This is a genomic window from Amycolatopsis sp. 3B14 (assembly GCF_050958625.1).
Taxonomy (GTDB): domain Bacteria; phylum Actinomycetota; class Actinomycetes; order Mycobacteriales; family Pseudonocardiaceae; genus Amycolatopsis_E; species Amycolatopsis_E thermoflava.
Genome location: NZ_JBHZEN010000031.1, coordinates 43,549 through 58,101, shown reverse-complemented (window position 1 = coordinate 58,101; position 14,553 = coordinate 43,549). Strand labels below are relative to the sequence as shown.

14 protein-coding genes and 1 pseudogene are annotated in these 14,553 nt (G+C 73.1%); 6 read left to right on the top strand and 9 right to left on the bottom strand.

Annotation, left to right across the window (positions count from 1 at the left end; all coding sequences use genetic code 11):
- Window positions 1-11: 11 nt before the first annotated feature.
- Window positions 12-329 carry an AMP-binding enzyme gene (locus tag ACCP09_RS19490; RefSeq protein WP_231960605.1) on the top strand — a complete coding sequence of 106 codons (318 nt, stop codon included), beginning with the start codon at window positions 12-14 and terminating at the stop codon, window positions 327-329.
- Between the two features lie 4 nt (window positions 330-333).
- Here ACCP09_RS19490 and ACCP09_RS19485 read toward each other — a convergent pair whose 3' ends face one another.
- The 3 genes from ACCP09_RS19485 to ACCP09_RS19475 all read right to left on the bottom strand — a co-directional run bounded on the left by ACCP09_RS19485 (window position 334) and on the right by ACCP09_RS19475 (window position 2,292).
- The gene (locus ACCP09_RS19485; protein WP_433748594.1) at window positions 334-1,146 is read right to left on the bottom strand and encodes a hypothetical protein; all 813 of its coding nucleotides are present in this window, start codon (window positions 1,144-1,146) and stop codon (window positions 334-336) included.
- 64 nt (window positions 1,147-1,210) lie between these two features.
- Window positions 1,211-1,693: a hypothetical protein gene (locus ACCP09_RS19480; protein ID WP_433748591.1), complete on the bottom strand. Its 483-nt coding sequence runs from the start codon at window positions 1,691-1,693 to the stop codon at window positions 1,211-1,213.
- Window positions 1,694-2,043: 350 nt separating this feature from the next.
- Complete coding sequence (locus ACCP09_RS19475) at window positions 2,044-2,292, bottom strand: hypothetical protein (RefSeq protein WP_433748589.1); 249 nt, start codon at window positions 2,290-2,292, stop codon at window positions 2,044-2,046.
- Between the two features lie 441 nt (window positions 2,293-2,733).
- Between ACCP09_RS19475 and ACCP09_RS19470 the strand changes: the two genes are divergently transcribed.
- The 3 genes and pseudogenes from ACCP09_RS19470 to ACCP09_RS19460 all read left to right on the top strand — a co-directional run bounded on the left by ACCP09_RS19470 (window position 2,734) and on the right by ACCP09_RS19460 (window position 4,815).
- Complete coding sequence (locus ACCP09_RS19470) at window positions 2,734-4,071, top strand: MFS transporter (RefSeq protein ID WP_378363094.1); 1,338 nt, start codon at window positions 2,734-2,736, stop codon at window positions 4,069-4,071.
- Window positions 3,957-4,364 (top strand): annotated as a pseudogene (locus tag ACCP09_RS19465) (MBL fold metallo-hydrolase); the annotation flags it as partial. The gene ACCP09_RS19470 and the pseudogene ACCP09_RS19465, both read left to right, overlap by 115 nt.
- Before the next feature lie 157 nt (window positions 4,365-4,521).
- Entirely contained in the window at window positions 4,522-4,815 is a 294-nt protein-coding gene (locus tag ACCP09_RS19460; protein WP_433748586.1) for a hypothetical protein, read from the top strand.
- Between the two features lie 20 nt (window positions 4,816-4,835).
- Here ACCP09_RS19460 and ACCP09_RS19455 read toward each other — a convergent pair whose 3' ends face one another.
- From ACCP09_RS19455 to ACCP09_RS19435, 5 genes are all read right to left on the bottom strand, one after another.
- Window positions 4,836-6,011: an NAD(P)/FAD-dependent oxidoreductase gene (locus ACCP09_RS19455; protein WP_433748583.1), complete on the bottom strand. Its 1,176-nt coding sequence runs from the start codon at window positions 6,009-6,011 to the stop codon at window positions 4,836-4,838.
- Between the two features lie 71 nt (window positions 6,012-6,082).
- Window positions 6,083-7,282, bottom strand: coding sequence for a cytochrome P450 (locus ACCP09_RS19450; protein ID WP_433748580.1), 1,200 nt, complete (start codon window positions 7,280-7,282; stop codon window positions 6,083-6,085).
- A complete protein-coding gene (locus tag ACCP09_RS19445; RefSeq protein ID WP_433748578.1) occupies window positions 7,279-8,442 on the bottom strand; it encodes a cytochrome P450 in 1,164 nt (387 codons plus the stop codon). The genes ACCP09_RS19450 and ACCP09_RS19445 overlap by 4 nt, the downstream gene beginning before the upstream one ends.
- Window positions 8,439-9,749, bottom strand: coding sequence for an MFS transporter (locus tag ACCP09_RS19440; RefSeq protein WP_051362706.1), 1,311 nt, complete (start codon window positions 9,747-9,749; stop codon window positions 8,439-8,441). The genes ACCP09_RS19445 and ACCP09_RS19440 overlap by 4 nt, the downstream gene beginning before the upstream one ends.
- Window positions 9,750-9,831: 82 nt before the next feature.
- Window positions 9,832-10,776: a PaaX family transcriptional regulator gene (locus ACCP09_RS19435; RefSeq protein ID WP_433748574.1), complete on the bottom strand. Its 945-nt coding sequence runs from the start codon at window positions 10,774-10,776 to the stop codon at window positions 9,832-9,834.
- Between the two features lie 98 nt (window positions 10,777-10,874).
- Here ACCP09_RS19435 and ACCP09_RS19430 point away from each other — a divergent pair, with 98 nt between their 5' ends.
- Both ACCP09_RS19430 and ACCP09_RS19425 read left to right on the top strand, forming a co-directional pair.
- Entirely contained in the window at window positions 10,875-11,798 is a 924-nt protein-coding gene (locus ACCP09_RS19430) for a hypothetical protein (protein ID WP_433748571.1), read from the top strand.
- Entirely contained in the window at window positions 11,795-13,117 is a 1,323-nt protein-coding gene (locus ACCP09_RS19425; RefSeq protein WP_433748568.1) for an alpha/beta hydrolase family protein, read from the top strand. The genes ACCP09_RS19430 and ACCP09_RS19425 overlap by 4 nt, the downstream gene beginning before the upstream one ends.
- On the opposite strand, the gene ACCP09_RS19420 is transcribed toward ACCP09_RS19425, so the two are convergent.
- Entirely contained in the window at window positions 13,089-14,534 is a 1,446-nt protein-coding gene (locus ACCP09_RS19420; RefSeq protein WP_231960603.1) for an MFS transporter, read from the bottom strand. The two genes, ACCP09_RS19425 and ACCP09_RS19420, sit on opposite strands and share 29 nt — an antisense overlap.
- Between the last annotated feature and the right edge of the window lie 19 nt (window positions 14,535-14,553).

Below are 14,553 nucleotides of genomic sequence, written 5' to 3'. Positions count from 1 at the left end.
AGGACATGATCGTGACGGGTGGGTTCAACGTCTTCCCGAGGCAGGTGGAGGACGTCCTGGCGCAGCACCCCGCGGTGGCGCAGTGCGCGGTGTTCGGCGTGCCCGACCCGAAGTGGGGTGAGGCGGTCAAGGCGGTCGTGGTGCCGAAACCCGGGTCGGATGTCGGGGCCGAGGAGCTGATCGCTCTGGTCAAGGAGCACAAGGGGAGCGTGTGGGCGCCCAAGTCGGTGGACTTCGTGTCCGCGTTGCCACTGAACGCGTCCGGCAAGGTGGACAAGAAGTCGCTGCGCGCGCCGTACTGGGCCGGGCAGGGGAGGCGCATCGGCTGAGGCGTCAGCACCCGGCGGCGGGCGTGCCCGGCGGGCTGAACTGCAGCCACACCGTGTTCGTGCGGGGGAGCAGGTACGTGGCGTCCTCGGGGCGGCGCCAGCCGTCCGGGACCAGCACGTACTGGCCGCCCGACTGGAGCAGCAGCTTCAGCCCTGGGTAGCGGTACTGGAACGCGCCGTCCGGGGCCGGGCAGTGCACCTCGCCCGGGAGGTTGAGCTTCTGGGCGCTGAAGAGGACCACCGCGGGGCGGGCGGGCAGCGCCTGCTCCGTCTCGAACGCGCGCCGGACGCCGACCTGGCCCGCGTAGTCGGCGACCGCCCAGAACAGGCCGAACGTCACCAGCGCGTAGGCCACCAGCCACTCCGCCACGCCGAGCGCGCTGCCGGCCGGCGCGGTCCACCGGCGCCACGCGAAGATCAGCAGCACCACGGCGAGCGCGAAACCCAGACCGGGCAGCGCGGTGAACCGCCGGTAGGGCACCGGGTTCAGCGCGATCGCGAACGTCACCGCGAGCAGCGCCGCGCCCAGCACCGCGGCCACCGGCGTCGCCCGGCGCAGGAGGGACTGCCAGGCCCGCCGCGACAGCCGGAAACGCAGGAAGCGGATCACCCCGAGCACCAGGAACACCGCCGCGGAGATCTCGGCGATCGGCAGCAGCAGCCCGTCCACCCCGCGCGCCAGGATTTCCGGCGTGGTCTGGCCGAGCAGCGTGTAGTGCACGCGGAAGTAGCTGAAGAACACTTGCGTGGTAAGGAAACCGAAGTAGTACAGCAGGCCGGTCAGCAGCGTCGCGTTCGCGGCCAGCGTGCCGACCACCCGCAGCGCTCTGGCCGGTCCGGTCTGCGGCGGCGTCCGGGGTCGGGGTGGCGACAGCCGGGTCCTAGCCACCGGACTCGGTGGTGCCGGAAGTGGATTCCTCCGAAGTGGACTCTTCCGTGGTCGTCTCGTCCGTGGTCTCGCACGGGGCAGCCGTGATGGTGATCGTCCCGCCGGGGTACACCGGGTCCGGCGAGATGTCCGGCACGCACTCGCCTGAGCCGACGATCCGCACCCGCACACCGCACCGGTCCGGGCCGCAGAACTCCGCGAGCTCGCGGAGGATCGCGCCCTGCGCGCTGGTCGGTCCCGCCGCGCGGACCGTGCTGTCGTAGTTGATGGGGCTGCCCGGCACCCCGGGCGGTTCGTTCTTCGACGTGCGCGTGTGCCCGCTCGTGGGCGTCGAGCCGGTGGTCTCACCGGTCGCCGTGGTTGTGGTGGTGGTGTCGGCCGGGCTGTCCGCGGTCTGCTCGCCGGGGATCGGCGATCCGCCCGCGCACCCCGCGAGGGCCGCGGCCAGCAACAACGCTCCGTAATACCTCCGCATGGTTCACCGTCCCGGAGGGAGTTCTTGCTTACAGGACGCACATGGGGCGCCACGTGATACAGCGGTTGGCTAGTCCCTTCGGGTGAATCGATGCGGTTGCAGCGCGGTGCTCGCCCGTGCCGGGACGGCGTACCGCCCCTTTCCGGATGCCAGCCGGTGTGGCGCACCGAGCGGTACCGCCGGGTCCGGCTCACCGCCGCGAACGCGGCGACCAAGGTTACGGCGACCCCGGCCAGCAGCGGGACGTGGTTCCAGAACGACCGGACATCGTCCGCGTTCTCGTCGTCCAGGGTGCGGACGCGCGCGGGGTCGGCGGGGTCGTAGACGACCACGACCTGTTCGTACACCTTCTACCGCTGGCGGGTGCTGAGCTTGATCATCGCCGCCCGGCGGGTGTCCCCGGCCGGGTACGTCACCTCGATCGTCGCGTTTCCCTTGCGCGGGTCCGGCGCCGTCACGACGGTCGCGCTGACGCGCGTGCCGTGCTCCAGTAGTTCCCGCGCGTCGCGGGATTGCCGGTCCCGGCCGGCTACCGCGACGACCAGCAACCCGGCACACGCCACCGCGACGGCTGCCGCTCGCCAAGTCGGGCCGCGCAACCGGGCCAGGTGTGCGTCCGGACGAGGTCGCCGGGACCGGGCGGCACCCAGCGCTTCGGCAGGGCGGCGGGCCGCCCGGTCGCCGTGGCCACCGCCAGCTCCCGCACCCGCGTCATGGCGAACCTGTGCCAGTGGAGGGCCTGGGTCGCCAGGACCGCCGCCGCGCACAGGAAGAGGGCGATCGCCGGCACGGCACCGGCTACGCCTCCGGAGAGACCATCCGTGAACGCTCCCGTCACGACCGTGCCGGTCACGGCTGCGACGACGAGGCAGGCGCCCACGAACCGGTTCCGCGTCCGACAGCGTCTTCGGACGTCGGCGTCGGTTCCCGGTGTCATGATCCCAAGGCGCACATCTGTGACCCGGACCACTTTGACAACCTCGCCGCGGCTGGCTGAGGATCTGCAATTAACCATTTGGTCCATTGAGAAGGAGCACGACGTGGTGGCTCAGCCGGGTGCCGACAGGGCGCGCTCGAGGAAGGCGGCACTCGCCGCCTGGGTCGGCAGCGCCCTCGAGTACTACGACTTCTTCATCTACGGCACGGCGGCCGCGCTGGTGTTCGGCAAGATCTTCTTCCCGGCCTCGGACCCGGCGACCGGTACGCTGCTGGCTCTGTCCACGTTCGGCGTCGGCTACGTGTCGCGGCCGCTGGGCGCCGTCCTGCTCGGCCACCTCGGTGACCGGTTCGGGCGCAAGCGGGTGCTCGTCCTCACCCTGCTCATGATGGGCGTCTCGACAGTGCTCGTCGGCTGTCTGCCCAGCTACCAGACCGCGGGGGTCGCCGCCCCGGTCATGCTCGTCGCGCTCCGGTTGCTGCAGGGGTTGTCCGCGGGTGGGGAGCAGGCGAGCGCCAACTCGATGTCGCTGGAGCACGCGCCGGAGAACCGGCGCGCCTACTACACCAGCTTCACCCTCAGCGGCACCCAGGCCGGGCAGATCGTCGCCACCGCCGTGTTCCTCCCGGTCGCCACGCTGCCGCAGGACGCACTCCTGTCCTGGGGCTGGCGCGTGCCGTTCTGGGGCAGTGCGCTGATGGTCCTCGTCGGCTACCTGGTGCGCCGCACCGTCGAGGAGACCCCGGTGTTCGAGCAGGAGGTCCGCACCGGCGAGGTCACCAAGCTGCCGCTGGTCGTGCTGCTCCGCGAGCACTGGGCCGACGTGCTCCGGGTGATCGTCGCCGCGCTGATCGCCTCCGTCAGCACCATTTTCACCGTCTACGCCCTGTCCTACGCGGTCAACACCGTCGGCCTGAGCAAGACGCCGATGCTGTGGGTCGGTGTCCTCGCCAACATCGCCGCCGTCGTCTCGATCCCGCTGTGGGCCAAGCTCGCCGACCGCGTCGGGCGCAAACCGCTGTTCGTCGCCGGGTCGCTCGGCTGCGCGGTGCTGATCTTCGCCTACCTCGGCGCGATCGCGGCGGGCAGCTGGGTGCTGATCTTCGCCGTCGGCGTCGTCCTGTTCGGCGTCGTCTACACCGCCACCAGCGCCGTCTGGCCCGCCTTCTACGGCGAGATGTTCCCGGCCCGGGTGCGGCTTTCCGGCACCGCGATCGGCACGCAGATCGGATTCGCCATCAGCGGGTTCCTGCCGACGGTCGCCGCCGCGGTCGCCGGCGACGGGGCAGGCGCGTGGCTCGGCGTGTCGATCTTCACCGCGGCGCTGTGCCTGGTCAACGTGATCGCCGTGGCCACCGCACGCGAGACCTACCGCGTGCCGACCGCGCAGCTCGGCCTCAAGGAAACCGCCGCACCGGAACCGGTGGGCGCCGCGCGGTGAGCCGGTACGAGGTCCACGCCCTCTGCTACGGCCGCCGCGAGGGCACCCGGGGACAGCACTTTCTCGGGTGCGCCGTGGGCGAGGCCGACCAGCCGCACCCGACCGCGTACTACGTGTGGCTGGCGCGATCGGCCCAGCACACCGTCCTGATCGACGCCGGGATCCACCCGTCGCGGGTGCCGGCCGGGCTGGAGTACCGGCGGCCGGCCGAGCTGCTGGACTCGATCGGCGTCGCGGCCGGGGACGTGGACCTCGTGGTGCTCACCCACCTGCACTACGACCATGCCGGCACGGTCGCCGACTTCCCCGGCGCCCGCTACGTCGTGCAGCGCGCGGAACTGGCCTACTGGACGGGGCCGTGGGCGAAGCGCATCCGGCGCGAGCACTGGCTGCTCGACGAGGACGCGCTCGGCCACGTCCGCGGCGCCCGGCTGTCCGAAGTGGACGGCGATGCGGAGTTGCTGCCCGGGCTGGGGCGTCCACCTCGTGGGCGGGCACACGGCGGGGATGCAGATCGTCCGCGTCGCGACCGCCGCCGGGCCGGTCGTGGTCGCCTCGGACGCCGGCCACTTCTACGAGAACCTCGACGACGACCGCCCGGCGCCGCTGCTGCACTCGATGCCCGGCGTCTACGGCGCGTTCGACCGGATCCGCGAGCTGGGCGGAATCGTGCTGCCCGGCCACGACCCGGCGGTGCTGGAGCGGTACCCGGCCGCGGGACGGGACGTCGTCCGCGTCGCCTGAGCCGGGCACCGCTTCCCGCGTCAGGCCGCCTGGTTCGTGACGGCCGGCGCCTGGTTCCGCACCAGTTCGCGGCGCTTCTCGTCCTTGGCCCACCACTGCCGCTTGCCCGGGTGGCGCGCCTCGTAGCCCAGCTGCCACACGATGCTCCGGCAGATGACCTCCTTCACCAGCGCGCCGAACCTGCCGCCGATGAAGCTCGACTTCGCGGTGTCGTCCTTCGTCGAGAACTGGAAGATGCCGTGCCGGCGGCCCAGGCTGATGCACATCCCGGCGAACCCGACGTCGACCGGCGCGGGCTCCTCGCCCGCGATCCGGGCCAGTACCGTCCGCGCGGCCTGCGGACCGACCTGGACGGCGGCCTGGCAGCTCATCCGCACCGGCAGCCCCGACGGCGCCGCCGAGTCCCCGGCCGCGACGATGCGCTCGTCGTCCACGCTGGTCAGGGTCTCGTCGGTGAGCAGGCGGCCCAGCGCGTCGGTGGTCAGGCCGCTGCGGGCGGCGAGGTCGGGGACGCCGAACCCGGCGGTCCAGATGGTCACGCCGGACAGCAGCGCGCGGCCGTCGCTGAGCTGGACGGCGTCGCGCGTCACGGCCGTCACCGTGGGCCCGTCGAGCACGGTCACGCCCAGCTTTTCCAGGCGCCGGGCGACCGAGCGCCGCCCCTTCGGGTGCAGGTACGGGCCGAGTTCGCCACCGCAGACCAGCGTCACGGCGCGACCCTGCCCGGCCAGCTCGGCGGCGGTTTCGATGCCGGTCGGCCCGCCTCCCACGATCGTCACGGTCGACGCCGCGTCGAGCAGCGGTCGCACGCGCTCGGCTTCTTCCAGCGAGGCGATCGGGTGGGCGAACTCGGCCGCGCCGGGCACGCCCGGGTCGGCGCTGCCGCTGCCCACGGCGTAGACCAGGTAGTCGTAGCCGAGGGTGTCGCCGCCGGCCAGCGTCACGCGCCGCGCGGTCGCGTCGATCCGGGTCGCCGTGTCCACGACCAGCCGGACGCCCGGGGCCAGCACTTTCCGGTAGTCCACGACCGCCGGGCCGGTGCCGCCGGCCAGCTGGTGCAGTCGGATCCGGTCGACGAACTCCGGGCGCGGGTTGACCAGGGTGACGGTCACGTCGCCGCGCTGCGTCAGCCGGTTCGCCGCCATGACTCCGGCGTAACCGCCGCCGATCACGATCACTTCGGTGTTGCCGCTCATGGTGTCTCCTTCGCAGAGGGTCGACCATCTGACAAAGCGGCTCCCGGGAGTGTGACAACGCGTGACCCGGATCACTCCCGCGCGGTGAACGCCAGCGGCACCGACCGGGTGCCCCACTCCGCCCAGCGGGCCATCAGGATCTCGCCCGCGACCGAGAAGTCCCTGGTGGCGGCGAGGAGTTCGTCGAGCGTGAGCACCAGCATCATGCGGGCCAGCGGCGCGCCGGGACAGGCGTGGATCCCGGCGCCGAACGGGATCGCGTCGCGCAGGTTCGGGCGGTCCAGCACGAAGTTCTCGCCGTCCGGGAACACCGTCTCGTCCCGGTTCGCGGAGGTGTAGACGAGCGCGATCGGCTCGTCCTTGCGGATGAGCCGCCCGCCGATGACCACGTCCCGCGTCGGCGTGCGCGACATGCCGCGGTAGGGGGTGTAGAGCCGGAGGTACTCCTCGACGGCGGCCGGGATCCGCGACGGCGCCGCCCGCAGCATCGCCTGCAGGTCCTTGTCCGACGCCAGGTGCGCCAGCATCGTGCCGATGAACACGCTCGGCGCCACCATCCCGGTGACCAGCAGCTGCCGCACGCAGCCGAGCACCATCTCGTCCGGGAACGGCTCTCCGCCCGGCCGCGCCGCGAGCAGCGCGGTGGTCAGGTCGTCGTCGAGCGGAGCCGCCCGGCGCTGCTCGATCACGTCCGCCGCGATGCCGTAGAGCACCCGGCTGCCGCGCTTGACCTCCTCGTCGTCCACCACCTGGATCGCGCGCACGTACTCGGCGCTGATCTGCTCGATCCGCTCGGCCAGCTCGACGGGCAGGTGGAAGAACTCGGCGAACACGTGCGCCGGGAACACACGTGCGTACTCGGCCGCCACATCGGCTTCGCCACGCGCGACCAGCCCCGTCAGCAGTTTCCGGGCGTGCGCGCGCACGGCGGGTTCCAGCTCGGCCATCTTCCCGCGGGTGAAGAACCGGTTGATCACGCGGCGGTAGTCGGTGTGCTCGGGTGGGTCGAGGTGCAGCGGCGGGCGCCGCCCGGTGAACGCGAACTTCGGCACCACGTTCTGCACGCTCGTGGTGAACGTGGTGCTGTCGGCCAGCACGGCCCGCACGTCTTCGTGCCGGAACAGCGCCCAGAACCCGCCGTAGGTGGCGCTGCGCGCGACCGGGCAGCGTGAGCGCATCTCCCGGTACTGCTCGTGGGCGCTGGTAAAGGTCTCGGGCGCGAGCGGGTCGAAGTCGTGCTCGCCCGGGCGCGCGGGAACCGGTTCGCTCATCGGGCGACCGCCCGCAGCGGCAGCGACCGCGGGCCGAACTCCGGCCAGCGCGTCATCCCGATCGGACCGTCCACTGTGAACAAACGCGTCCTGGCGAGCAGTTCCCGCAGGGTCACGGTGATCTCCATTCTGCCGAGGCCCGCGCCGGCGCACCGGTGCGGGCCCGAGCCGAAGACGATGTTGTCGCCGGAGGGCCGTCCGGCGTGGAACCGGTCGGGCTCCGGGAACACGGCCGGGTCCCGGTTCGCCGCGGTGAACACCAGCGCGATCGGTTCCCCGGCCCGGATCCGCTGCCCGCCCAGCTCGACGTCCCGCACCGCGGTGCGGGCGAAACCCCGGTACGGCGAGTAGAGCCGCAGCAGCTCGGGGATCGCGGCCGGGATCTCGCCCGGGTTGCGGCGCAGGTGTTCCTGCAGCGCGGTGTCGCGGGCCAGGTGCGCGATGCAGCTCGCGATCGTGACGCTGGCGCCGATCATCGACGCGGGCAGCAGCTGCCGGATGGTGCCGACGACCAGCTCGTCCGGCAGCGGTTCGCCCCCGTCCCGCGCCGCGAGCAGGGCCGACGGCGGGTCTTCGGCCGGGTCCAGCGGATCCGCCCGCCGCCGCGCGACGAGCGTCCGCGCGATCTCGTACAGCTCGCCGCTGGTGCGGCGCAGGCCGTCGTCGTCGCCCTCCTGGAAGGCGCGGTTGTAGGCGTCGGCGGTGTCCCGGACCGCGCCGATCTCGGCGTCCGGGATGTTCATCCAGCGGGCCACCGTGAAGCTGGGCACCCGGTAGGCCAGCTCGCAGGCGTCGAACCGGCCGCGCGCGACGAGGTCCGCGACCAGGTCGCCGACCAGCGCGCGCAGCGGGGGCTCCAGCGCCGCCGTGCGCTCGCTGCGGAACGTCGGCGCCAGCGCCCGCCGGTAGACGGTGTGCTCCGGTGGGTCGAGGTGCAGCGGCGGGCGGCGGCCCGCGGCACGCACCTTCGGCACCACGTTCTGCACGGAGTTGATGAACAGCGCGGGATCGCTGAGCACCTGGCGGACCTCGCGGTGCGCGAGCACGGCCCAGAACCCGCCGAACTCGGGGCTGTGCACGACCGGCGAGGCCGCCCGCAGCCGGTGGTAGTGGTCGTGAATGGCGAACAGGTCGTGCTCGGCCAGCGGATCGAGCCTCACGCATCCACCTTCCGCGCGGCGACGGCGGGCGCGGCGGTGGTGGACGGCAGCAGGCGGCGGCCGACCGTGCACGCGGTGATCGCCGCCGCGGCGAGCAGCGTGACGTACGCGGCGACCATCCACCCGCTTCCCGCCGCCTGCACCAGCAGGCCGGCGACCAGGGGAGTGGTGCCGCCGAGGATGGCGTCGCTGGTCTTGAAGCTGAACCCGGCGCCGGTGACCCGGTCGGCGGGGCGGAACAGCAGCACGTAGATCGGCACCGAGGAGATCACCATGCCGTTGACGGCGATCTGTCCCAGCGACAGGGCGAGCACGATGAGCGCCGCGTTGCCGCTGTCCAGCGCGGCGAACAGCACCCACGCCAGCACGGCCAGTGCCGCCGCGCTGATCCGGTAGAGGCGGCCCAGCCCGATCCGGTCGACGCGGGGGAGCAGCAGGATCGCGGCGACCACGGCAAGGATCTGCGCGCTTGTGGAGAACGTCAGCATGGTCGAGCGGCTGATCCCGGCGTGCGCCACCGCGTAGGACAGCGTGTAGGTGTTGAGCAGGTAGATGCCGGACACCGCGGCCCCGGCGATGAAGAACACCAGCGCCATCTGCCGCCCGTTGCGCCGCACCACGCCGGACAGGCTCGGCCGGGCCGCGGGCGCGACTTCCCGGCGGAACACCGGCGACTCGTCCACGCCGAGCCGGATCCACAGCCCGGCACCCACGATCAGCGCACTGACCAGGAACGGGACCCGCCAGCCCCAGGACGCGAAGGCCGCGTCGGACAGGGCCGCGGACAGCGGCAGCACGGTCAGCGCGGCCAGGATCGATCCGATCGGCCCGCCGACACCGACCGCGCCGCCCCAGAAGCCGCGCTTGTGCTCGGGCGCGTGCTCGACCGCCAGGGTCGCCGCCCCGCCCCATTCGCCGCCGACGGCCAGTCCCTGCGCCAGGCGGAGCACGGTGAGCAGGACCGGCGCCGTCACCCCGATCGCCGCGTAGGTCGGCAACAGTCCGATGCAGACGGTCGCGACGCCCATCAGCAGCAGCGCGGACACGACCACCGTGCGGCGGCCGAAGCGGTCGCCGATGCGGCCGAAGATCAAGCCGCCCAGCGGTTTCGCGATGAATCCGGCGGCGAAGGTGCCGTAGGCGGCCAGCGTGCCGGCGGCCGGGCTCAGCGACGGGAAGAAGACCTTGTTGAGCACCAGCGCGGACATGGTGCCGTAGATGCCGAAGTCGTAGTTGGCCAGGCAGGCGCCCATCGGGCCGGCGAGCAGCGCCCGCTTGCCCGCGGGGCGGGGGACGTCAGGGGACACGATGCCTCCACGCTGAGGACGGGGAAGAAGCTCCGCGTCAAAACGCTACACAGCAATGTCCGGGAGGGCAATAACGTGTTGCCTATGGTTCGCCGAGGGGACCCGTCCATGCGAGGTCGTCGTCCGCGGGGAAGGCCTCGGGCTCGGCGCCCCTGGTGATGTCGCCGCCGGTGCGGTGGGCGGCCAGTTCGGCCAGCTCCGGCGCGTGCGGGGCGACGATCTGGCGGAAACGCTGCTCGGCCACCGGGCCCAGGGTGTCGTAGATGTCCAGGAAGCACCGGCGGGCCGTGGCGCGCGGCCAGTCCGCGGGCAGGAGCTCACCGGGCAGGTCCGGGTCGGCGTCCGGGAAGGCGCGCCACTCGGTCATCACCCTGGTGCGGACGACGAGCGCCTCCGCCGGGCCGACCTCGCCGGCGGCGACCCGCTTCCGCAGTCCGGACCAGCGGTCGAGGAAGTCCACGTAGGACTGGCGCAGCTCGTCGAGGTCCCAGGCGCGCAATGGGTTCCCCGCCGCCGTGACGTCCGCGCTGACCTCCGCGCGGGCGACGGTCGCGGTGTCGACGCCGAGTGCGCCGAGGACCTGCAGGGCGTCCGCGGTGCGGTCCCACGGCGAGACCCAGACGCCGTCGTAGAGCGGCCCGAAACCCAGCCACCGCAGCCGGCCGCGCAGGGTGCGGCGGTCCTCCCGCTGCGGCTCCGGCACCGAGAACATCGCGAACGTCCAGCGGCCGTCCCACTCGCGGTCCTCCGCGCCGAATTCCAGCAGGCGGCGCAGGTGGCCGATGATCAGCCGATGGGTGCGGTCCGGGACGCCGTACGCGGTCCGGCGGCCGGACTTCGACGTGGTGACCAGGTGGCGGGCGGCCGCACGCTGGATCGCCGCGCGGGCCGCGGGCTCGGTCAGGCCGAACTCGCGCAGCAGGTCCACGAGCGCGGCCGAGGGCAGGTGCTCGCGCCGCCAGAACCAGTAGTCGCCGAGCAGGGTGCCCAGCAGGCGCTGCGAGTGCTGCGGGGCGGGTCCGGTCATGGCGGAAGTCTAGAGGCCTTCCACTGAGTGACAGTGCCGTTGACGGTCGTCGCCCGAAATGACCACAGTGAGGTCCCCCAACGAAGGGAAGGCGTCCTGTGAAGCAGTTCGTGTGGAAGGTCCTGGCGGCCGCCGCGGCGGCCGTGGCCCTCACCGGTGTGACGGTGGGCCTGGCATCGGGAACGACTCCGGAGACGGCGAACCGGCCGGCGATGGAGCAGTTCCACCCCGTCGTCCGCGAGGCGGCCGCGAACACCCACGGCCTGGCCGTCGAGTACACGGTGTACCGGCCGGCGGACCTGGACGAGATCCACGGCAGGCTGCCCGTGGTCGTCATCGGCAACGGCGCGTGCCGTCACCTCGGCAACAACGAGCTGCTCGCCACGGAGATGCTGGTGGCCGCACACGGCTTCGTCGTGGTCGCGGTCGGCGCGGTCGACCAGCCGGCGAACGGCGAGAACGGCACCCCGCGCCCGGAGGTGATCACCGACGGCATCACCTGGGCCGAGCGGGAGAACGACCGCAAGGGCAGCGACCTGCGCAACCGGCTCGACCTGAACCGCGTGGCGGTGGCCGGGCACTCCTGCGGCGGGCTCGAAGCACTGGTCGCGGGCGCGGATCCGCGGGTGAAGTCGGTCGCTTCGCTCAACAGCGGCTTCTTCGCCGACGGGCGGTACGGGTACGGCCGGGCGGAGCTGGCGAAACTGCACACCCCGGCGTTGTTCCTCGACGGCGGACCGTCCGATGTGGCCCACGAGAACAGCCTCGCCAACTACGACCTGGCGACCGTGCCCGCCGTGCGGGCGACCAACCCGGGCGCCGGGCACAGCGGGTTCTGGTACGGCCTGCGCGACGGGCAGGTCGACGCCGCCATGCGTGAGGAGGCCGTCGCGGTGCTGGTGAACTGGCTGGACTTCACCCTCAACGGCAACCCGGTGGCCCGCGGCTACTTCCTCGGCTCGTGCACGCTGTGCGCGACGCCGGGCTGGGAGGTCGCCACGAAGAACTTCCCGGTCCGATGAGGCGGCTCGCGCGTGCCCTGGTGGCCGCACTCCTGCTCACCGCCGGGACCGCGGTGCCCGCGTCGGCGGCGGACCAGTGCCTCGCCGGCGCATCCTGTCTCGACGGTCGCCTTGCCGACGGCACGCCGTACCTGTTCGTCAAGCCGGACCACTGGCAGGGCACGGTGATCGTCGGGCTCGACTTCGCCGCCAGCGGGCTCGCCGATCCGCTGACCGCCCGGCTCGTGGACCGCGGGATCGCCGTCGGCGGGACCACCCGCACGGTCACCGGGTGGAACATCGCGCGGGCGATCGACAACCAGGCCGAGGCGCTGTCCCGCTTCGAGGCGGCCTCCGGCCCCGCGAGGTGGGCCATCGCGTCCGGCGAGTCCATGGGCGGGTTCGTCTCGGCCGGGGCGGCGCAGGTGCACCCGGAGGTGTTCGACGCCGCGGTGCCGTTCTGCGGTGGCCTCGGCGGCGCGGTCGGGCAGTGGAACCAGAAGCTGGACACCGTGTTCACGCTGAAGACGCTGCTGTTCCCGGACCGCGACCTTCCGGTGACCGGCATCCCGGCGGACGTTCCCGGCGCGCAGCAGGCGTGGATCTCGGCGCTCGCCGGGTCGCAGGCGACGCCGGAAGGCCGGGCGCGCATCGCCCTCGCCGGGGCGATCGGCCAGCTCCCGGAGTGGGGTCTCGCGTCGGACGGCTCCGAGACGCCGCTGCCCCGCACCGTGACCGAGCGCCAGGAGGGCACCTACCTCGCGCTGGCCGGCGGGCCGTTGCCCTACATCGGACAGGCGATGAGCAGCCGCAGGCAGATCGAGCAGCTGGCCGGTGGCAACCCGTCGTGGAACACCGGGGTGGACTACGCCCGGCAGCTCGGCAACGACCCGGCGGTGCGGGAGCTGTACCGGCGGGCAGGGCTGGACCTCGGCGCGGATCTCGCGCGGCTGGCGGCGGCGCCGCGCATCGCGGCCGACCCGGCCGCTGTGGCCTATCTCAGCCGCGGCATCGTGTTCGACGGCGAGCTGGACATCCCGGTGCTGACCGTCAACGGGACCGGCGACCAGATCTCCACGGTGGCGCAGCAGCAGTCCTACGGCGCGGTGGTGCGGTCCGCGGGCAACGGCCCGCTGCTGCGGCAGACGTACGTGCAGACCGCGGGGCACTGCACGTTCACCGCGGACGAGCAGGAGACGGCCATCGAGGTGATGCTGGACCGGTTGCGGACCGGGCACTGGCCGTTCACCGCGCCGCGGGTGATGGGCGGCCGGTACGTGCCCTACACGCCGCCGGTGTTCAACCGGCCGTTCACCGCAACGGTGTCTCCCGGACGGTGACCACCGCGGCGAAGGCCAGCAGCGCCAGCGGGATCGCGGCGACGAACGCGAGCCGCAGCCCGCTGGTGTAGGTCAGGTGCACCGCCTCCGCCAGGGCGGCCGGGAGCCGGGCGATCTGTTCGGGAGTGCCGAGCAGATCGCCCGGCAGCCCGTCGCGGAGGCGGGACGCGATCACCGAGCCGAAGGCCGCCACACCGACCGCGCCACCGAGGGAGCGGGCGAACGTGGCGGCCGACCCGGCCACCCCCAGGTCACCGGGACCGACCGCGTTCTGCGCCGCCAGCACCAGAACCTGTTGCGCCATCCCGGTTCCCGCGCCGAGCACCGCCATCGCGGCGGCGAGCCACCACGGGGAGGTGGCCGGCGTCAGCGGGGCGAGCATCACCAGGCCCGCCACCAGCAACGCGCAGCCCGCCGCGGGGAACACCTTCCACCGGCCGGACGCGACGATCCGCCGCCCGGTCAGCACCGACGCCAGGATCATGGTCCCGATCTGGGGCAGCATCAGCAGGCCGGCGCCGACCGCGTCGTGCCCGCGCACCACCTGCAGGTACTGCGGCAGGTAGATGATGCCGCCGAACATCACCGCACCCAGCAGGAAACTCGCGCCGACCGCCGCGGCGAACGACGGCACGCGGAACAGCCGGGGCGGCAGGATCGGGTCTGCCGCCCGCAGCTCCCGGGCGAGGGCCGCGACCCCCAGGCCTCCGGCGACCAGGGCCAGCACGAGACTCGGCCAGGACAGCCACGGCCAGGCGCTGCCCGCGGCGGACAGCAGCAGCACCAGCCCGCCCAGTGCACCGGTGAGCAGCGCGCCACCCGCGTAGTCCACGGGGGCGCGGGATGCCGGTGGCTGCCGGTGGGGCGCCAGCCGCACGAGAACCGCCGCCACCGCGGCGATCGGTACCACGCCCAGGAAGCACCACCGCCAGCCCCACGCGCCGACCACCAGCCCACCGGCGAGCGGCCCGGCAACCGAGGCGACGCCGAACGACATGCCGAACCACCCGGTGTACCGGCCGCGCTCGCGCGCCGGGACCAGCCCGGCCACCAGCGCGTTCGACAACGCGAGGATCCCGCCCGCCCCGGCGCCCTGCACCGCGCGGCCGGTGATCAGCCAGCCCATCGCCGACGCCGTGCCCGCGATGAGCGACCCGGCCACGAACACCGCGATCGCCGCCAGCAGCAGCGGCCGCGGGCCTCGCCGGTCGGCGCCCTTGCCCCACAACGGGGTCGCGGCCGTCATGGTCAGCAGCGCCGCGCTCGCCACCCACGCCACTTTGTCCTGCCCGCCCAGCTCCCCGGCGATCGTCGGCAGCGCGATGCCCGCGATGGTGTTGGTCAGCGACGCGGCGAACAAGGCCACCAGCGCGCCGCCGAGCACCGCGGGCATCGACGGTGGTTCAGCGGATGTCATTGTTCAGCCCATCGCGGAC